The organism is Nostoc sp. 'Lobaria pulmonaria (5183) cyanobiont' (assembly GCF_002949795.1).
In the GTDB taxonomy this organism is placed as follows: domain Bacteria; phylum Cyanobacteriota; class Cyanobacteriia; order Cyanobacteriales; family Nostocaceae; genus Nostoc.
The window spans coordinates 4,036,489-4,056,420 of record NZ_CP026692.1; the positions used below are offsets into that span (position 1 = coordinate 4,036,489).

17 protein-coding genes and 2 pseudogenes are annotated in these 19,932 nt (G+C 39.7%); 11 read left to right on the forward strand and 8 right to left on the reverse strand.

Going from position 1 to position 19,932, the window contains the following annotated elements; all coding sequences use genetic code 11:
- The first annotated feature begins 125 nt into the window (after positions 1-125).
- The 6 genes from NLP_RS17760 to NLP_RS17785 all read left to right on the forward strand — a co-directional run bounded on the left by NLP_RS17760 (position 126) and on the right by NLP_RS17785 (position 6,127).
- Positions 126-818: a hypothetical protein gene (locus NLP_RS17760; protein ID WP_104907548.1), complete on the forward strand. Its 693-nt coding sequence runs from the start codon at positions 126-128 to the stop codon at positions 816-818.
- A 379-nt stretch (positions 819-1,197) separates the two neighbouring features.
- Positions 1,198-1,392, forward strand: a complete 195-nt coding sequence (locus tag NLP_RS36125; RefSeq protein WP_442946626.1) for an IS1/IS1595 family N-terminal zinc-binding domain-containing protein — start codon at positions 1,198-1,200, stop codon at positions 1,390-1,392.
- Positions 1,393-1,732: 340 nt separating this feature from the next.
- Positions 1,733-2,704: a CobW family GTP-binding protein gene (locus tag NLP_RS17770; protein ID WP_104907549.1), complete on the forward strand. Its 972-nt coding sequence runs from the start codon at positions 1,733-1,735 to the stop codon at positions 2,702-2,704.
- A gap of 81 nt (positions 2,705-2,785) precedes the next feature.
- Positions 2,786-3,844 (forward strand): WD40 repeat domain-containing protein, encoded by a 1,059-nt coding sequence (locus tag NLP_RS17775; protein WP_104907550.1) that lies wholly within the window; start codon positions 2,786-2,788, stop codon positions 3,842-3,844.
- Positions 3,845-3,920: 76 nt separating this feature from the next.
- Entirely contained in the window at positions 3,921-4,193 is a 273-nt protein-coding gene (locus tag NLP_RS17780) for a hypothetical protein (RefSeq protein WP_104907551.1), read from the forward strand.
- Positions 4,194-4,522: 329 nt separating this feature from the next.
- A complete protein-coding gene (locus tag NLP_RS17785; RefSeq protein ID WP_104907552.1) occupies positions 4,523-6,127 on the forward strand; it encodes an NAD(P)H-quinone oxidoreductase subunit N in 1,605 nt (534 codons plus the stop codon).
- An 88-nt stretch (positions 6,128-6,215) separates the two neighbouring features.
- Here the strand turns inward: NLP_RS17785 and NLP_RS17790 are convergent, their stop codons facing one another.
- From NLP_RS17790 to NLP_RS17810, 5 genes and pseudogenes are all read right to left on the reverse strand, one after another.
- Positions 6,216-7,604 (reverse strand): ATP-binding protein, encoded by a 1,389-nt coding sequence (locus NLP_RS17790; protein ID WP_104907553.1) that lies wholly within the window; start codon positions 7,602-7,604, stop codon positions 6,216-6,218.
- An 87-nt stretch (positions 7,605-7,691) separates the two neighbouring features.
- Positions 7,692-8,234 carry a methanogen output domain 1-containing protein gene (locus NLP_RS17795; protein ID WP_104907554.1) on the reverse strand — a complete coding sequence of 181 codons (543 nt, stop codon included), beginning with the start codon at positions 8,232-8,234 and terminating at the stop codon, positions 7,692-7,694.
- Positions 8,235-8,400: 166 nt separating this feature from the next.
- Positions 8,401-8,958, reverse strand: a complete 558-nt coding sequence (locus NLP_RS35820) for a sensor histidine kinase (protein ID WP_104907555.1) — start codon at positions 8,956-8,958, stop codon at positions 8,401-8,403.
- Positions 8,959-8,971: 13 nt separating this feature from the next.
- Positions 8,972-9,715, reverse strand: a pseudogene (locus NLP_RS17805) (FIST signal transduction protein); the annotation flags it as partial.
- A gap of 42 nt (positions 9,716-9,757) precedes the next feature.
- A complete protein-coding gene (locus NLP_RS17810; RefSeq protein ID WP_234016972.1) occupies positions 9,758-11,077 on the reverse strand; it encodes a hybrid sensor histidine kinase/response regulator in 1,320 nt (439 codons plus the stop codon).
- Between the two features lie 655 nt (positions 11,078-11,732).
- Between NLP_RS17810 and NLP_RS35010 the strand changes: the two genes are divergently transcribed.
- Both NLP_RS35010 and NLP_RS17815 read left to right on the forward strand, forming a co-directional pair.
- Positions 11,733-11,975, forward strand: a complete 243-nt coding sequence (locus NLP_RS35010) for a hypothetical protein (protein WP_234016973.1) — start codon at positions 11,733-11,735, stop codon at positions 11,973-11,975.
- A 15-nt stretch (positions 11,976-11,990) separates the two neighbouring features.
- Positions 11,991-12,530 carry a terpene synthase family protein gene (locus NLP_RS17815; protein WP_234016974.1) on the forward strand — a complete coding sequence of 180 codons (540 nt, stop codon included), beginning with the start codon at positions 11,991-11,993 and terminating at the stop codon, positions 12,528-12,530.
- Here NLP_RS17815 and NLP_RS17820 read toward each other — a convergent pair.
- Positions 12,455-14,485 (reverse strand): annotated as a pseudogene (locus tag NLP_RS17820) (AAA family ATPase); the annotation flags it as partial. The gene NLP_RS17815 and the pseudogene NLP_RS17820 sit on opposite strands and share 76 nt — an antisense overlap.
- 388 nt (positions 14,486-14,873) lie before the next feature.
- The gene (locus NLP_RS17825) at positions 14,874-15,494 is read right to left on the reverse strand and encodes a response regulator (RefSeq protein WP_104907556.1); all 621 of its coding nucleotides are present in this window, start codon (positions 15,492-15,494) and stop codon (positions 14,874-14,876) included.
- Positions 15,495-15,728: 234 nt separating this feature from the next.
- On the opposite strand from NLP_RS17825, the gene lipA reads away from it, so the two are divergent.
- Entirely contained in the window at positions 15,729-16,643 is a 915-nt protein-coding gene (lipA, locus tag NLP_RS17830; RefSeq protein ID WP_104907557.1) for a lipoyl synthase, read from the forward strand.
- A 180-nt stretch (positions 16,644-16,823) separates the two neighbouring features.
- On the forward strand, positions 16,824-16,961 hold the full coding sequence (locus NLP_RS17835; protein ID WP_104907558.1) for a photosystem I protein PsaX: 138 nt from the start codon (positions 16,824-16,826) through the stop codon (positions 16,959-16,961).
- A 21-nt stretch (positions 16,962-16,982) separates the two neighbouring features.
- Here the strand turns inward: NLP_RS17835 and NLP_RS17840 are convergent, their stop codons facing one another.
- Complete coding sequence (locus tag NLP_RS17840) at positions 16,983-17,849, reverse strand: branched-chain amino acid ABC transporter permease (RefSeq protein ID WP_104907559.1); 867 nt, start codon at positions 17,847-17,849, stop codon at positions 16,983-16,985.
- Positions 17,850-18,056: 207 nt separating this feature from the next.
- On the opposite strand from NLP_RS17840, the gene hrmK reads away from it, so the two are divergent.
- A complete protein-coding gene (gene hrmK, locus NLP_RS17845; protein ID WP_104907560.1) occupies positions 18,057-19,910 on the forward strand; it encodes a hybrid histidine kinase/response regulator HrmK in 1,854 nt (617 codons plus the stop codon).
- The last annotated feature ends 22 nt before the right edge of the window (positions 19,911-19,932 follow it).

Here is a 19,932-nt window from a genome sequence, read left to right on the forward strand (position 1 = left end):
TTTTAATCTCCTTTTAATCTTTAAGTGTCAAGTTATTAACTTGGAATTGCTGCTGCTATGGGCAATTAATTGACAAAAATCTGCTTTATAACATACATTAATGTTATTCTTTTTGAGTTGACAAAATGCAATTAAACAGTACGTTTTTTGTTCATAAAAAATCATTGATTGCCCTAGCTGGAGCTACATTAGGTTTAGCTTTCCTAAGCAATGTCCGTCCCTCTCAAGCAGCTTCTATCACCACTACTTTTACAAGTGACAATGAACAAGCAGGTAACATGTTTGATGTTACTACCTTTCGCAGACCATTAACTGTCACCGATTTGAACATCAACGTTATGCAATTAAATGACCCTGCAAACGCCGTGATTGATGTCTACACTAAATCAGGGACTTATGTTGGTTCAGAAACTAATCCTGCTGCCTGGACTTTAGTGTCTGCGACTTCTCTGGCTTCAGCCAACCCAACAGACACTCCTACCTTTGTAGATGTTAGTGATTTTACTCTCCCAGCCAATTCAACTACAGGGCTATATGTTCTATTTCGAGGGCAACCAAATAGCGCGTTCGTCGCTGGTAGTAATACTAATATCCTGGCTTACACAGATGGCTCAAATACTTACAGCAACGCAGATATCAGTCTCAGCTTAGGTACTGGGAACAGAGGAACTTTTGGCACTAGCTTCAGTTCACGTACTTGGAATGGAACTATTTCTTATACTGCTGTTCCCGAACCATCAGAAGTACTAGGAATATTAACCTTTGGTCTAATCAGTGCTGGTTATCTACTACAGCATAAAGGCCGTAAATTAGCTTAGTTCAGTTTCATCACCATTAATTACAACTAGAGCGATACCTCACTTCATAGAATCGCTCTTTTTTACCTATTAGAATAGGACTTTGTAGAACAGAAATTTCAATAAGCAATCCTCAACTTTACTGATTGCGATCGCTCCTTCAATCATTTAAATTAAAACCTGATTCTTTACATAATCTTGCAGCTAGTGGTAAATATCTAGTTAAAACTGATACTTACTAACTCAAATTATTCGTTTTTAGCTATTGAAATTTTTAATTATATTTAACTAAATAATTTAATTCTTTATAAATTATAAAATTGTTAAATGTATGGTTTAGTTATAACTTGTTACACGTAATCTAGTACCAGTGTTTTTAAATTAGACTATTTCAGCCTCGATGTCAGCCTCCAAACCTACTTGCCCTAATTATAGTTCTCAACACACTGTCAAAAATAGCAGTATTCATAATCAAAAACCAAAATACCAGTGCCAAAACTGTAAAAGACAGTTTGTACAAAATCCCACTAATAAAGTTATTAGCAAAGATACGATAGAACTGATTTATAGACTTTTACTTGAGAAGATACTATGACTTAGGTATAGCACATAAGTCAGATGTATAATTTGGGTATTTAAGGCATGTTTAGCAGTCTGTATGTCTACGACGGGCTACGTCTACGCAAATATGCGAGTAAATCAGGGTTATGCCAAGCGCCTAAAACGACCAAACATCATAATGCATATTAGAGCTAATTTGTACAGTGCGTAAGTCCTAACTTATTACAGATGCATAAAAATAAAATATTTCTTGATTAAGTTATGTGATGATTTTGCTGAAACCCAAAATAATAGCAAGTTCGCACAAAAATATAAAAAGATTTATCATAGGCGATAATGATTATCCACAAGGTGAGACAAGAGGAATTTAGAGTATGGTGGCTGACGTAATCAACAATTCAGTTCCCGTTACTGTTCTTACAGGCTATTTGGGAGCAGGTAAAACGACTCTACTCAATCACATCCTCACCTACGAACATGGCAAAAAAGTTGCTGTGATTGTCAATGAATTTGGGGAAGTGGGTATTGATAATCAATTGATTATCGATACAGATGAAGAAATATTTGAAATGAACAATGGGTGTATCTGTTGTACAGTACGCGGCGATTTAATTCGGATCATCGGTAATTTGATGAAACGGCGTGATAAATTTGACCATTTAGTAATTGAAACAACTGGATTAGCTGATCCAGCACCAGTAATTCAGACATTTTTTGTGGATGAAGATTTGCAAAGCCAACTGTCTCTAGATGCAGTGGTGACAGTCGTAGATGCCAAGCATATTTGGCAGCACTGGGATGCAGACGAAGCACAAGAACAGATTGCTTTTGCTGATGTAATTTTACTTAATAAAACAGATTTGGTAGCGCCAGAAGAGTTGGATGAATTAGAAAAACGGATTCGGGCGATGAATGCGATCGCAAAAATCTACCGAACCCAAAATTCTGAACTAGGGATGGATGCTTTATTAGGTGTAAAAGCTTTTGATTTAGAACGCGCCTTAGAAATTGATCCAGATTTCTTAGGCGAAGATGCCCATGTACACGATGAAACTGTTTTTTCTGTAGCTTTAGTAGAAGCAGGTGCAGTCGATGGCGAAAAATTAAACACTTGGCTTTCGGAGTTACTGCGTACCCAAGGCCCAGATATCTTTCGGATGAAAGGTATTTTAAATATTGCTGGAGAAGATAATAGATTTGTATTCCAAGGAGTACACATGATATTTGACGGCAAACCCGATCGCCCCTGGAAACCAAGCGAAACCCCCAAAAACGAACTAGTCTTCATCGGCCGCAATCTTGATGCAGCCCAACTCAAGCAAGATTTTCTCGCTTGTCTAGCATAATTTAGAAAGTGGGAAGTAGAGAGTAGGGAATTTACCATTCCCCATTCCCCATTCCCCATTCCCCACTCCACACTTATAGATATGAACTCCACAACCAAATCTAAGGAATTTGAACAAAACTATTCGGGGACACTTTCAGATTATGTAACTGCGATCGCTTGGTCGCCACAAGGTCAAACTTTAGCAGCAACTTCCGCCGCCGGTGAAGTAGTTTTGTGGAATGATGGCGAACTCACAAGCTTACAAACTGCTAACGGTAAATCAGTAGACTGTCTAGCCTTTTCGCCAGATGGAAAATTTTTAGCGGTTGGTGGACAAGATGGACAGGTGAAAATTTGGCGCGACACTGAATTAATCGCCACATTGGAAAATGCTCCCGCATGGGTTGATAAACTAGCTTGGAATTACACCAGTAACCAACTGGCTTTTAGTTTGGGGCGTTATGTCCAAGTTTGGGATGCAGATACTCGTGAAATTGTCGTGACGCTGAATTTCGACAACTCTTCAGTATTGGGTATAGATTGGCGCATTGACGGACAATACTTAGCCATTAGTGGTTACAAGGGAGTGAAGATTTGGCATAGTCAAAACTGGGATGAAGAACCATACTGCTTAGATATGACTACTGTCAGTTTAGCTATGGCTTGGTCGCCCGATGGCAAATTCCTGGCTTCTGGCAACATGGATCGTAGTGTCACCGTTTTGGAGTGGAACAACCCCGATCCTTGGGTGATGCGTGGCTTCCCCGGTAAAATTCGCCAATTGGCATGGTCAGAAGCTATAACTAAAGTAGGTGCGCCAATACTGGCATCTTCTAGCGTTGAAGGTATTGTAGTCTGGGAAAAGCTAGAGGATGATTCATTAGGTTGGGAAGCAAGAGTATTAACAAATCATGTGGGTGTAATCAATGCGATCGCCTTTGCACCCAAAAGCTTCCTTCTCGCTTCTGCTGCTGCTGACGGCTGGTTATGTTTGTGGAACAAAGCCAAGGAAGTATCCCAAATTATCACAGGTGTCTCAGCAGGATTTTCTAGCCTAGCTTGGCATCACCAAGGCAAGTTACTGGCCGCCGGCGGTGAGCAGGGTGAATTACTTGTATGGTCAAAGGTTTTACGCGGTCAAGGCTTTGGACGTAGTTAAGCAATACTCACTAATTAAAGTTGAACCTCGGCAATTTATTGGCTATGCTGTATCAGCAAAGGTATCTTTGTAAATTATGAACATTATCAAACTGATTCTACTTGCCTGTCCTGCATTTCTGGTATCCATGCTGCTGGTAGTCAATCCAGCAAACGCATCCAGCCTGAAATCTACATACGCTACCCAAATTGTGACGGTGGTATCTACACAACAAATTCCCGATCTGGTAACACCAAACTTGATTCAAACATCTAATTCGATTATTGATCAACTTGGTTGTAATTGTGCCAACTGTGTTCAAGCCAAATTTCAGTCACTACAAGGCAAGCTGCCATCAGTCAGTTTTTAATAAAGTTAGGAGTTATAAATATTGTTGGGGCACAGCAATGCTGTGCCCTTATTAATTTTATAAGCTTTTTGTACCTAATTATCGCACTGGTTGCGGCATAATTATTTATGATATTCGCTGAAGTTCGCGCCTAAAAAACGAGGTAGGAAAGCTGTTAGGTGAATTCCTAGATACTGATAAAGCTGCTGGTAAGCCAGTGAAGTTGGTACGTTCGCCATCTGCACCTAAGCTGTTAAGCTCTTGTTAAAAGAGCTAGTCCGGGGATTATAAAACTTGCTAGAGTGAACAGAGTTAGCCTTAATGTCTAATCGCCAAAACCTATACATCTCATGGATTTTGCTAATATTGCATCCCAGCTAAACGCTGGAACGATTTTACCAGAGGGGATTGTTATTCTCACCCTCTTGGGGGTTTTGATTGTTGATTTGATTTTGGGGCGTACATCCGCACGCTGGATTGGATATCTAGCGATCGCAGGTTTATTTGCTTCGATTGTCGCCCTATATTTTCAATGGGACTCTCCTAATCCCATCGGTTTTACCGGCAGCTTTAACGGTGATGACCTGAGTATCGTCTTTCGCGGTATTATTGCCTTGTCTGCGATCGCAACTATACTGATGTCAATTCGCTACGTTGAGCAGAGCGGCACCGCTTTAGCAGAATTTATCGCTATTTTGCTGAGTGCTACTTTGGGAGGGATGTTTTTATCCGGGGCTAGTGAGTTGGTGATGATTTTCATCTCCCTAGAAACCCTGAGTATCTCCTCTTATTTGTTAACAGGTTATACCAAGCGTGACCCTCGCTCCAATGAAGCGGCGCTGAAATACTTGTTAATTGGAGCTTCCAGTACAGCAATATTTTTGTACGGTGTATCACTGCTGTATGGACTATCTGGAGGACAAACCGAACTAAGTGCGATCGCTAATGGCATTGCCACAGCTAAAGTCGGTCAATCTTTAGGTTTAGTGATTGCCCTGGTTTTTGCGATCGCAGGTATTGGCTTCAAAATCTCCGCAGCACCCTTCCACCAGTGGACACCAGACGTTTACGAAGGCGCTCCCACCCCAGTCATCGCCTTTTTATCTGTCGGTTCCAAAGCAGCTGGGTTTGCCCTAGCCATTCGCTTGCTGACAACAGCCTTCCCCCTTGTTGCTGACGAGTGGAGATTTGTCTTCACTGCTCTAGCCGTTCTCAGCATGATCTTGGGTAACGTAGTCGCCCTAGCCCAAACCAGCATGAAACGGATGCTAGCTTATTCATCCATTGCCCAAGCTGGATTTGTGATGATTGGTTTGATTGCTGGTACACAGGCAGGATACGCCAGTATGATATTTTACCTACTGGTTTACCTGTTCATGAACCTGTGCGGCTTTACCTGCATCATTCTGTTCTCACTACGCACGGGAACCGACCAGATTGCCGAATACTCTGGCTTATATCAAAAAGACCCACTCCTAACACTGGCGTTAAGTATCGCCCTGCTTTCCTTGGGTGGTATTCCACCATTGGCTGGGTTTTTCGGCAAGATTTACTTATTCTGGGCTGGTTGGCAAGCAGGACTTTATTGGTTAGTCTTGCTGGGTTTAGTTACCAGCGTCGTCTCCATCTACTACTACATTCGCGTAGTCAAGATGATGGTAGTCAAAGAACCTCATGAAATGTCCGACGCGGTGAAGAATTATCCACAAGTGCGTTGGGATTTGCCTGGGTTAAGACCTTTGCAGGTCGGTTTGGTGGTAACATTAATTGCCACTTCCATAGCAGGGATTTTGTCAAATCCACTGTTTACATTGGCTAACAATTCCATCTCCCATACCCCATTTTTGCAAGCAACAATCAACAGTAATGTAAAAGCACAAAAGCTACTGCTTTTGCCAAAGTTAGATTCGGTTAGTCAGTCTCAACCCTCAGTTGATTCTACTGCTAAGATTTAACCGATTCTCCATCAAACTTTATACTCAAAAAACGCCTGTTTGCAAATTAGCAGACAGGCGTTTATCATATCTTTGAAATTAAATTTAATCAGACTGAGTTAATAGGTATCTTAATTACAAATTCTGCACCTTTTCCTGGAACTGAAAAACAGCTAAGTTGTCCGTTATGTTTTTCAACTATAATCTGATAGCTTATATATAGCCCTAATCCAGTGCCTTTGCCAACTGCTTTCGTGGTAAAAAACGGATCGAATAGCTTTGAGCGAACTTGTTCATTTATCCCTAAACCATTATCAGCAATTGTAACCTCTATCCAGTTTTGATCGATTAACTCAGTTTTTATTTGAATTTTAGGATTATTCTCTGCAAATTGTTGATTATCAGCAGTTTGTGGATTTATTGCTGACCTCTGACCATTATTAGCCGACGCCTCCAGTGCATCGATCGCATTAGCAAGAATATTCATAAATGCTTGGTTGAGTTGACCAGGATAGCAAGTTACATTCGGCAGTTGACTGTATTTTTTGATGACTTTGATTTCTGGGTACTCATATTTAGCTTGCAGACGATGCTCTAAAATCATTAAAGCACTATCAATTCCTTCATGAATATTAACTTGCTTAAGTTGTGCTTCATCAAGTCTGGAAAAGTTACGTAGTGATTTAACAATTTCTTGAATGCGCTCTGCTCCTACTTTCATTGACTGGAATAGTTTACTTATATCTTGAATCAGAAAATCTAAATCTATTTCTTCTACTTTATCTTGGATTTCTGGAGGAATATTTGGACAAAGTTGTTGATAAATTTGCACCAATGTTAGTAAATCTTGAGTGTATTTATGGGCGTGGTGAAGATTCCCATAAATAAAACTTACAGGGTTATTAATTTCATGGGCAATACCAGCGACCATCTGACCTAAACTAGACATTTTTTCAGCTTGGATAAGCTGAGTTTGGGTAAGTTGTAGTTCGTTTAGTGTGTCTTGTAAAGCAGTTGTACGTTCCTCAACCCGAATTTCTAGCTCTTGATTCGCTTTCCAAAGCGCTTCTTCCGCTTGTTTTCGTCTCTGTACTTCCTTTCCTAATTCATCAATTTTTTCGTTTAAAAGAACGAAATTACTGCTGGCCAGGTTTCTATTTTCCAAGCGTAAGAGAATTAAAGCTGAAGATTCAGGAGACCAAGGTTGAATAACTGCTCCTTGACTACGACATATTAATGTTTGTCCATCATTCTTTCGGAAAGTCAAGGAGCCAATAACCATTGCTCTGCTACTTGAACAAGCTTGTAGGTACTTTACAACATCATCAGCAGACTGAGTTACAAGTTCAAACAGCATTATTCCCCGCAGTTCCTGACGGCGTAACCCCAATATATCTGCTACTGGTTGATTGGTCGCTAACAACTGACCTTCTCCACTCACCAGGAGTAAAGGTTCTGGTAAAACTCTGGCAAGTTCAAGAAATTGTTCAGGAGTCATGGGGCTTCCAATTTAAGGGTTCGACTCTACTTTACATATCTGCACTAAGCTTGTATTCTGGATTGATTTTGTTTGATGCTGAAGTATTTACACAGACTCTAGTCCTCTAAAGTATTCTCGACCTTCTGCATCTTCTGCCTCTTCTGTAAGTTTTAAGTAAACAATAACTTTACATCCAGAATAACCTCGTGCTATCGTCTCTTGCAATTCTACTTTCGCATATCCTAGATTATTAGCTGCGATCGTTCCAAAAACGTTTGAAGTCATCATGCACATCGCAGGGCGATTAAGTACTTTGTCGCCAAATGGGCAAACACGGTTGCCAAAGACAATTTTTTCATCATCCTGCTCAATGACATAAAAATCGCCTTGGATTCGTTTTTTTAAATCAATCAAGACATCAGCTACCTGTTTGCGGGAAAGATTTGAGACTTCCAGGGCAGATTTGTAATCTTGGTTTAGATGCCTAGCCATCCTTTGACCAACTACACTAATAAATCCAGAAGCTTCTTCTAAACCAACTACATCCTGCAAAGTACCAGATAATTCTCTAATTAGTGTACGTAAAAATATATCGCGTTCCAAAGAAAGATTAAGCGTAGCTATTGAGTGCTTAGGTGCATCGATCATAAATTTTGAAGATACAATCTTGAAAGTACAGTTATATATAGAGTTCCCCAAAATGCCTCTAAAGTAACTACTTAATCTTTTTATTCTGAGAATTTAGTGTTTGCTTTTGGTTATAATGAAAAAATTTATTTTTGAAATAGTTTACGCAATTCATCTTTTTACTACTTTAATAAATAGGTATAGTGATTATAAACTCAGAACCTTTTCCTAATACAGAATTTACTTCTAGAGTTCCTTTATGTTTTTGCACAATTATTTTATAAGCAATTGATAATCCTAATCCTGTTCCTTTTTCCACAGGTTTTGTTGTGAATAAATGATCGAACATTTTTTGCTGAACATCAGCCGATATTCCCACCCCATTATCTTGAATCCGAATCGAGATATGATTTTTATCTTCAGCGAGGGCAGTATGAATTGTAATTTGATTGGGATTTAGTTTAATATCATTAAAATTGAGTTTAGCAGTAGACTCATCTAAAGCATCAATGGCATTTGCTAAGAGATTCATAAATACCTGATTCAGTTGTCCCGGAAAGCATTCTACTAGGGGAATTTCTTCGTAATATTGAACTATTTGAATAGCAGGACGAATCTTATTCGCTTGTAAACGGTGTTTGAGAATGACGAGAGTACTGTTAATACCTTCATGAATATTAAAGAGAATTTTTTGTTGTGTATCGGCTCTAGAGAAAATTCGTAGGCTATGGCTAATATTGAAAATACGATCTGTACCTTGCTAGTGGATATTCCATTGAAGGAGGAAGCAAACCTAAATAATGATGATAAAAATCTAAAGCTGGTTTATCATCTATTTCATAGACTATGTTTTTATCTACTTTAGTCACTTTGCTTATTTGACCAATAGGATGCCAACCACTTGCAACAGCATGGGAAAACAATATTGTGCCGGAAAAAAGCATAATTGGTACAGAATCACTTAATACTTCTGTTTGAAAAAATTGATATGTACTTTGATATCTTGATTGATCGCCTGCCAAACCACCGAATATTGGCATATATTGACCAAGAGCTAGCTTTAAGCCATTCAATATAGAGACACCACTAGTTGTGAGGCTCTCTGGATGAGTTAGGCATAGCTTTGGAGGTGCAGTACTTTTTGCTTTGGCTTGCTCCACAGCTTGTTTAGTTGCAGTAATTGGATCGTCTGAAACTTTGCGTCCAACTCCTGCATGAATTTCAACTTCGTCTGAACAAAACAACATCAAAGTGATTGAATCTTGCTGAAACTCTAAGACTGAAGAAATTTCTCCATCTGTTGTTCCACCAATCAACTCAATCCCCGGAAAAGCCCGATCGATTTGCTGCAAAATGAGAGAATGATCGAAGTCAATTGCAGCAAAAATAATCCCAGCTTTTGGTATATCTCCTGCAAGAGAACTGGCACATTGTTGAAGAAGTTCTTCAACTGCTGCTAGAGAATCTGGCTCGTTACTGTGACCTACTACTGCTTTGAACATAAATTTACTTATTATGTTGATAAACTTAACTTACTATAATTATTAAATGGGAAGTTTAATGATAAACTCTGAACCTTGCCCTATTGATGAATTTACCTCTAGAGTTCCTCCATGTTTTTCGACAACAATTTGACGGGCAATTGATAACCCTAATCCTGTACCTTGACCTACAGGCTTGGTGGTGAATAAATAGTCAAAGATTTTTTGTTGGACATCAGCCGACATTCCTATGCCATTATCTTTAATCCTAATCAAGATATAATTTTTATCTTCAGTGAGAGTAGTTTGAATCAAAATTTGATTAGGATTTGCTTCAATCTCCATATAGGTAAGTCCTAAATTAGACTCCTCCAAAGCATCAATAGCATTAGCTAATAAATTCATAAATACCTGATTTAGTTGTCCGATAAAACATTCTAATTCTGGTAATATATCGTAATTTCTAATTACTTGAATATCGGGTCGAGCTTCGGATGCTTTTAAACGGTGTTTGAGAATCATAATTGTACTGTCTATGCCATCATGAATATTGCAATAAAATTTGCGATCGCTATCTGCTCGAGAAAAAGTTCTGAGACTGGTACTAATGTCGCGAATCCGCTGAACACCCTCTTTCATTGAGGAAATTAAGTTAGGCAGATCGGCAAGCATATACTTCAAATCTATCGCTGCAATTTCCTCTTCAATTTCTGGGACTGGATTAGGATAGTGATGCTGATAGAGATCGATGACGTTAATCATGTCTTGGAAATATACTGAAGCGTGTCCAAGATTGCCATGAATGAAACCAACTGGATTATTAATTTCATGAGCAACTCCTGCTACTAATTGACCAAGGGCAGACATTTTTTCTGTCTGCACAAGCTGGAGTTGAGACTCTTGTAGGTCTTTTAATGCTCTAGACAAAGCTGCTGTCCTTTCCACAACTCGTTTTTCTAAAGTTTTTGTGAGATTTCGTAATTGCAGATGGGTTTTAATTCTAGCTAATAGTTCTTCTTCATGAAAGGGTTTAGTAATGTAATCAACTGCCCCTATATTTAGACCCTTTACTTTACTATCAGTATCAGAATTAGCCGTCATAAAAATTATAGGAATATCACAGGTTTCTGAGTTATTTTTCAGCTTTTTACAGGTTTCAAATCCATCTATCCCCGGCATCATTACATCTAATAAAATTAAATCTGGTAGTCTAGATTCAACCTGTTTTATTGCTTTTTCTCCATCATTCTCTGTGATAACTTTAAAACCTACATTAGTTAATATATAAAAGACAATTTCTAAGTTTGTAGTAGTATCATCTACCACTAATATTAAATTATCTTCTGGTTCATAAAGTATTCTCATATCTTGATTTTCGTTCATGTATTTAGATTAATTTAACTCATTGTTAATTATTCACTATTGCCTGCGATCGCAGCTAAGTCACCTCTATTTTATTGGCAGACTGACTGCAAATTTCTCGTCTGACAACCCTATAGTTCCCAAAAACTCTGATAACACCAACATTTTCAAACTAAATTGCCCTATGCAACCAACAGACCTATCTATCGCTACAGCATGGAAATTAACCACTCATCTGTACTTTCACTAAAATTTAAAATCCTCTTTCATAAAGCGAACGCTTTAAAATTAGTTATTATTACCCTTGTATTTTTATAAAAGTAGCGCTATCAAAGTTCAAAATTGTTGATGCCATAAGTTAATTTTTTCAGTTAGTCAACAGTATTTATCATGAGTATTTCTAGATATAAAAATTTTATCAAAAAATAGAATTCTGGAAAATTTCAGTAAAGTTCCGGTTATGCTTTTAAAGAAAACATTGAAGAATACTGTTTAAGTTAGTAAATATTCAGATAGATTTATATACCACTAACAGTGATGCAAATATGATTTGCACACTATATAGCATCTGGTGTTTTAGCTAATTCTTTTCAAGGAATTGTCATAGGCTCTCTATGAGTCTATTGATTTTTTTATCCTGCAATTCATGTTGGTTACTTCTAACTAATATATTTCTATGAAGGAACTACTTTCGTCTGATTTATACTGTCCATTTTCATCCCATATCAATAAGCATGTTGATGTTTTAGAAGAGTATGCTCTAGAATGGGTAACTCGTTTTAACCTACTGGCAAATCAATCAGTTTACCGACGTTTCATCAAGTCAAATTTTTTTAAGCTAGTAGCAGGTGCTTATCCTTACTGCGATCTAGAAAAAATCAAGATTGCCAGTGACTTGTTCAGTTGGCTATTTATTTAGGATGACCAATGTGATATGTCAGATTTAGGCCAACAACCTGAAGCACTCAAGCTTTTTCACCAAAGATTTATTGAAGTACTAAATGGAGCAGAACTTACAAGCAACGATATACACCTTAGCTATGCTTTAAGCGACCTACGACAACGGATGCTTCAGATAGGAAGCATAAAATGGTTCCATCATTTTGTTTTTAGCTTTGAGGAATACTTCGCCGGATGTGTACAGGAAGCAAGTAACCGCGCACAGGGAATTATACCGGATATTGATACCTATATCAGAATACGGAACTTAAGTTCGGCAGGGGATCTTACCGTAGTATTGATTGAATTTTGCGATCAATTGCTGATTCCTGATATTTTACGACAGCACGACATCTTCAAAAAACTCAAGCAGAAGACAATTAATATTCTTGCCTGGTGTAATGATCTCTTCTCGTATTCTAGAGAAATGGCAAGTGGTGATGTTCACAATCTAGTATTCGCTTGCCACAAGTCTGATGCTGTATCTACTACAGATTTTTCATTCACGATCGCCAGAGTTTTTAAGTCAAATTGATTCCCAATACAGGCAGCTAGTTTCAAAACTTTTTGGGTATATATTGGCAATTTTTCTATTTGCAGAGCGATAAATTCTACTACATCATCCGTGAGAGCTAAATCTTTGATTTTGGAAATATCATACTGCCAATAACCTGCATCAAAATTTAATACAATTAGCCCATTATCATGTAAAGATTTGATAAATTGAACAGAAAAGAAGGGGTTGCCTTTAGTTTTAGCAAATACCATCTGGGTAAGAGAAACAGCAACTAATTCCGAACAATGAAGTGTATCAGCAATTAGATGATTTAAATCACTCTGATTTAGAGGTACTAAAGTAATTGTATTAATGATTGCTCCTGCTTTTTGAATCTCCTGTAGTGTCAAATAAAGCGGATGTACCTTGGAAACTTCAGTATCTCGATAGGAACCAACTAATAAAAAACCTCCTTTGGTTTCACGCATCTGTTCTGTCTCTTCTGAAAAAGAAGACAACATGCTTTCACACATTAATAACTGAATTAATTTCAAGGAAGCCGTATCTGCCCATTGCAAGTCATCTAGAAAGATAACCAGGGGATGTTCTTTAGTTGGGAAGATTTGGATGAATTTTTGAAACAACAAATTGAAACGATTTTGGGCAGCGCTGCCAGATAGTTCAGTCACTGGAGGTTGCTTACCAATAATCTGTTCGAGTTCAGGAATGACATCAATAATCACCTGGGTTTGTGTACCCAATTCCCGCAGAATTTTGACTTTCCATTGTTGAATTTGGGCATCAGTTTCTGAGAGCAGTTGCCCGATTAAGTCCCGAAAGGCTTGCACTAATCCTGACAAAGGAATGTCACGTTGAAACTGGTCAAATTTGCCTTTAATGAAGTAACTACGCTGCCGCACAATAGGTTTGTGGACTTCATTGACCACGGCAGTTTTGCCAATGCCAGAGAAACCTGCGACTAGTATCATTTCTGTTGCCCCTTCTGTTACACGCTTAAAAGCAGCGAGTAGGGTTTCAACTTCACTTTGGCGACCGTAGAGTTTTTCGGGGATTACAAAACGGTCTGAGATGTCTCTCACACCGAGTTCAAAGGGTGTAATATTTCCTGTTTCTTGCCATTGGCTTTGGCACGTCTCCAAGTCATGCTTTAACCCCAAAGCACTCTGATAGCGGTCTTCGGCATTTTTTGCCATCAGCTTGCTGATGATGTCAGACAAAATTGGCAAAATATTGGAGTTAATCCGACTGGCTCTTAGCGGTTGTTTGGCAATGTGAGAATAAACTAACTCTGTCGGATCTTTGCTGGTGAAGGGTAACTGTCCGGTGAGGAGCTCAAAGAAGGTGACACCGAGGGAATAAAAATCAGTGCGGTAGTCAATACCTCGGTTCATCCTTCCGGTTTGTTCTGGGGAAATGTAAGCTAGAGTACCTTCTAAGATGTTGGGATTCGTGAGAAATTGAATTTCTCTTGGCAGAAGCGTGGCAATACTAAAGTCGATGAGTTTGATTTCATTTGTGCTAGGGTTTATGAGGATGTTGGCAGGCTTGATATCTTTGTGAATGATGCGATCGCGATGTAGTCTTTCCAGGGTAGAAGCAATTTTAATCGTAATGTGGAAAAACTCGTTCAGGGAAAGCCAGTTTTCCTTTTTTACCTTGTCCTCTATTCGCCAGTTTTGCAGGGAAATACCGCCAAAATCTTCCATCACTAAGACATAGCTGTTACGGTAATTTTCTAAGCTATAGGTTTTGACTATGCCAGGAAGATCGAGGTTTTTGGTGATGATATATTGATTTCGGAACTGAGCTATTTCCGTAAAGGTAGGATATTCATTCCGCATCAATTTGAGAACGACTGATTTTTGGTCTTCTTCTCTAATACCCCGATAAACCAGGGTTTTACTGCCTGAGTAGATTTGTTCAGTAATGCGATAGCCAGGAAACGAATATAATGTATCCAATACTACTAACATTGCGGACTATACTCATAATTATTGTTTCTATGGCTTATTATTCCCGCGCAAAGACTATCCTCATCATGAAATAGGATTTTTTTGTTTAATTTGTATTAGAAAATATGACTTTTAATATATTTTTCTTACTAAATATCTGAATCTTGATCTGTAGCGTTTTCTCATCAAGTTAAGTAGATATCAAAACTTCAACTACAACCCCTCTCCGAACTTACGAAGAGGGAAGATAAAGTACAGCTTTAGCGGACTAAGGTAAAGCTGCACCTCACTAAATAATGATGATTTGTCAACATAAGTGTTTTTGAACTAACTATTTTTATCCGCTTTTAATCGGACACCAGTATAGATGGTGTATTTTTGGCTGCGATAATAATAACGAGCACAAATACTACTTGATTTTTTGTTTAATAAAAGTCACAACCTGAGTTAGCTGTTTCTTCAAACCATCAATTTCTGCTTGCATTTTCACAATTTTTTCATTCAATGCATTAATTTCTGCCTCGGAGACTCCTCCAGTACTGGGGGTTGCGACGCTAGGGGCTACTACCGTACCATTGGTGACACTAGAGGTTGCTATTGTGCCATTTTTGACGGCAACCGCTGCTCCTACCGAAACTAGTTCTGGGCGTGGCTGTTTCGCCTTAGCCATAGCTAACTTAATCGCGCCAATTAGTTGTTTCTGATCAAAAGGCTTGCCCAAAAATTCAAAATATTCAAATGGTTCTGTGATTTTCTCAGTCACCTCTTCCTTGCGACCAGACATGATCACTAAAGGAATTTTTCTTAATTCTGGGTGGGCTTGAACTTGCTGAAAAACTTCCCAGCCACTCATTTTAGGCAACAGGAAATCCAGCATAATCAGGCTGAGTTTTTCCTGAAGAATGAAATTTAGTCCTTCCACACCGTCTTTTGCTTCCAGTACCTCAAAATTGCCCGGAGGCAACATTTCTCGTACTTTTACCCTGACAACCGTAGTGTCATCGATAACTAAAATCTTGTTGCTTGCCACGACTGTTTGCTCTAACAGAAACTATAAGTGTAAATAGCGGCTTTGCCGATTGTCCTTGAGAATCCTCCCACTATATACATAATTTCTGGCAATTGGGGGATAGTATATTTCGGTATAAATGACATTGCTAGAGGTGTTTTGCAAAACTTTTGCTCGCGCTCTTTTCAATTTGTGTCATGGTGATATTTAATCGACAGACCACTACATCTATATCCGCATCTTGCTTGGATGTCTATGATTTCGTCACAACAAGCCGACCTAAAGTCTGAAATTACGGCAATGCCTAGCTGGCTACGTCGCCCGATTGGCAAAGCCAGTGAAATCTCTACCGTACAACGCATTATTAAGCAGCGCCAAATTCACACAATTTGCGAAGAAGGACGCTGTCCCAACCGGGGAGAGTGCTATGCCCAAAAAACTGCAACTTTCTTACTAATGGGGCCTACGTGTACACGCTCTTGTGCTTTCTGTCAAGTAGATAAAGGTCACGCACCGATGCCTCTTGATTTAGATGAACCTCAAAAGGTAGCACAGGCAGTGCAGCTTTTGGGATTGCGTTATGTGGTGCTGACTTCTGTAGCCCGTGATGACTTACCCGATCAGGGGGCAGGACACTTTGTGAAGACGATCGCGACTATCCGCCAATTGAACCCAGAGACTCAAATTGAAGTGCTGACCCCAGATTTTTGGGGTGGTGCTGGTGTTGGAGAGTCAGGTCAACGCCAGCGAATAGCGATGATTGTCAAAGCCAAACCAGCTTGTTTCAATCACAATATCGAGACAGTGCAACGCTTAACTGGCCGCGTGCGCCGGGGAGCCAAGTACGATCGCTCGCTTTCGGTGCTGGCTACGGTTCAAGAAATCGATTCGACAATTCCCACCAAATCAGGTTTGATGCTGGGACACGGAGAAACAGTTGATGAAGTCATTGAAGCAATGGCCGATTTAAGGACTGTGGGATGCGATCGCTTGACTATCGGGCAGTATATGCGTCCTTCTCTAGAACATTTGCCAGTCCAAAAATATTGGACTCCAGAGGAATTCGATCAACTCGGCAGATTAGCATGGGAAATGGGATTCAACCATGTTCGTTCTGGGCCTCTGGTTCGCAGTTCCTATCATGCTGGAGAGGAGGGAGTGGGGAAGTAGTAGTGCTGAGTGCTGAGTGCTGAGTGGTAAATCTTACTTCTTTACTCAGAACTCGGAACTCGGAACTCGGAACTGTTGTGCCCAATTCCCAACTTCACACAAATATTCTTAAAGAATTTGAGTATTTGGTACGCCAGTTTGGTATTTCTTAAAAAGTCATGACATAAGGAGAATCGCATTATGACTGCTAAAGCTAAGAATTCCCCAGTTGCCGACAGCGGCGCTAAACCTCCCTACGCCTTTCGCACAGGGTGGGCACTGTTGTTGTTAGCTATCAATTTCCTGGTAGCAGCCTACTATTTCCACATTATTCAATAGTTAGAAGTGGAATGGTGCTGCTCAAATCGTTCCTTTGAATAAACCTTTGGGACGAATGAGCAGCACCAAAATCATGATCAACAGTGCAACACCTTGTTTATACTGTGAACCCAGCCAAGGAGTGCTGACTTCCTGGACGATGCCAATGATAAAAGCTGCTGCGATCGCACCATAGGGGTTGCCAATCCCACCAAGAATTACTGAGGCAAATAATGGTAAGATTAAGAACCATCCCATATTCGGGCGCACGGCTGTAATTAACCCATACATACTTCCGCCCAATGAGGTAAGAGTGCCAGCTATTAGCCAAGTCCAGAAAATTATTCGGTCAACATTGATACCTGAAACCCTAGCTAAGTCCAGATCGTCGGCAACTGCTCGCATCGCCTTACCAATTTTGGTATTTTGCAGCAGGTAATGCAGCGCCAAAATTGCTAGCACCGCCAATCCTAATACCAATAATTGATTTTGCGGTATCTTTAAACCCAAAATATCTAAAGCCGGAGTAACAGGTAAATTATAATTTTGGTTCTTGCCACCCCAGATAAAAATAATCCCATTGCGAATAAATAAGGCAAGCCCGATAGAAATAATAATCAGCGTAGTGGAAGTAGCACGGATAGAGCGCATCTTTGACCACAGTAACTTTTCCGATAACAGCATTGCTGCTACTGTTCCCGCCGCTGCTAGGATCATCGACAGCCAAATATTGACTCCAATAGTGTTTATCAGCCAAGTCAGATAGGCTCCTAAAGTGAGAAAGTCACCATGAGCAAAGTTAGATAGCCGTAAAATTCCATAAGTAAGAGTCAGTCCGACTGCGGCTAGAGCAATAATGCTCCCCACCGCAATCCCATTAACGATTAGTTGGGCGAATTGTGTATCCATAAGTCTTAAGTTGCGTTTAAAAAATTTTAGGTTAGTGGTTTATACAATAATTTTTTTTGAACTAGCTGCTAAACTCGACATCATAAGTTATGGTTTATAACAACATCAGTTATCGTTTATAAATAAAAAAGAATTGTCCGCTAATATACATAGAATCCTGTTGGGATTTTTATGCAAAGCTAAACTTGTTCAGCGGTCTAGTTGACTATGCAGCAGTACTCAAGCTTACCAGACCAGAACTCACTGATAGATGCAACGCCAAAACTTTTGACAACAATTGAGATTGAGCAACTTCGCGCCCAGCTGCGGCTGGAGAGCAGCTTAAATCAGTTACAAAGTCGCCTTGATGATTGCTTTCCTTCTGCTTGTAACACTGTCCCACAGACAGAAGCCGCACAAGCGGAATTTTTCCAAACCGTGGTTAACGAGATTAATATTGCTGTTGACAGCAGTAATCTGGCACTTACAGAATGTGCCGTAGGCATCGCTATGTGTCAACCACAAGAAACTGTTGCCACAGTTTGTTATATTTCTCGTTCTCCATCCCCAAATTCACAACCTTTATTTCTAGAAGTGCTGACAGCAGAAAAAAAGCTGCTGTTGAGATTGCAAGAGGTCATAAAACTTGAAGATTTGCAACAGCTTGAGAATCAACAACTACCAAGTGCTTGGCGGTTAGCTGATGATTCTGGGAGCGTTATCTGGCTAATTATCGCCACAGCGCACCTAAGCTCCGATCATGAGTCGCTCATAGAATCACAAGCTCAACTCAGATCGCAATTGATGGCAAGGTCTGCTAGGTACTGTACTAAAGCTTTATTACAACTTAGACATATCCTATCTTTGCAACAACAATGTCAACAATTAAGTAACTCTAATCAAGAATTGGAGCGCACCAATCAACTGAAAAATCAGTTTCTGGCAAACACCAGCCATGAAATTCGCACACTGCTTAGTTGTATTACTATGCCGGTTTCCATGCTTTTAACCCCAGGGTTTGAAGCAACTATAGAAAGCCTGCGACACTATTTAAATATCATTCAGTCTAGTGCCAAGCACTTGCTAGCTCTGATTAATGATATTTTGGATCTTTCTAAAATTGAAGCAAATCAGCTAGAAGTGAACTGGAAAACACTAGATGTGCAATTCGTATGTGACAGTGTTTTCGCACTGGTGAAAGAGAAAGCTGCTGATAAGGGTTTAAAACTGCGTCTAGAAATTAACCCCGATATCACAACCCTAGTAGCTGATGAATTGCGACTCAGGCAAATGCTGTTGAATTTACTCTGGAATGCCCTAAAGTTCACCAGCGAAGGAAGTGTTGGCTTAGAGGTTGTTCTTGAAGGTGTATTTGTGCATTTTACAGTTTGGGATACTGGCACTGGCATTTCTCAAGAAGATAAAGATCAACTGTTTCAACGCTATTTTCAAGTTGCCAAGACTAATGGTGTTGAAGGTACTGGTTTGGGTTTAGCACTGACTCAAAAACTCGCCCAAATTCACGGTGGTTCTGTGAAAGTGGAATCTGAAGTAGATCGCGGCTCCCGTTTTATCCTCATACTTCCCCTTAACCAAGAGGCAGGAGTGGGAGGAGCAGAGGAAGCAGGGGAAGCAAGATTTTCCTCATCTCCTCTGCCTTTGACTCCTAGTTCTTCTGGAGAAATTTTGCTGGTAGAAAATGATTTACCCAATGCTAATTTGATACAAATTTATCTAAATAGATTGGGATATCAGGTGACTTTGGTTGAGAATGCTGCCCAGATGTGGAAAGCTCTAAGACAGTTAGACCCAGCTGTGATTTTAATGGATGTTTGTCTGGCAGATGGAAATGGTCTGCACTTGGTGCAACAAATACGAGAACATGAACAATATCAAACGATTCCGGTAATCGTTCAAACAGCAATGGCAATGAGAGGCGATCGCGAAACCTGTCTAGCAGCTGGAGCAAATGATTATATTTCTAAACCGATTGATTTACCGCTTTTAGCCAGTCTCGTGGCCAAGTACAGTCAAGCACCAACCTTGGTTGATGGGGAGTGGGGAGTGGGGAGTGAAGAGTGAGGGAGACAAGAAGAAACCATGC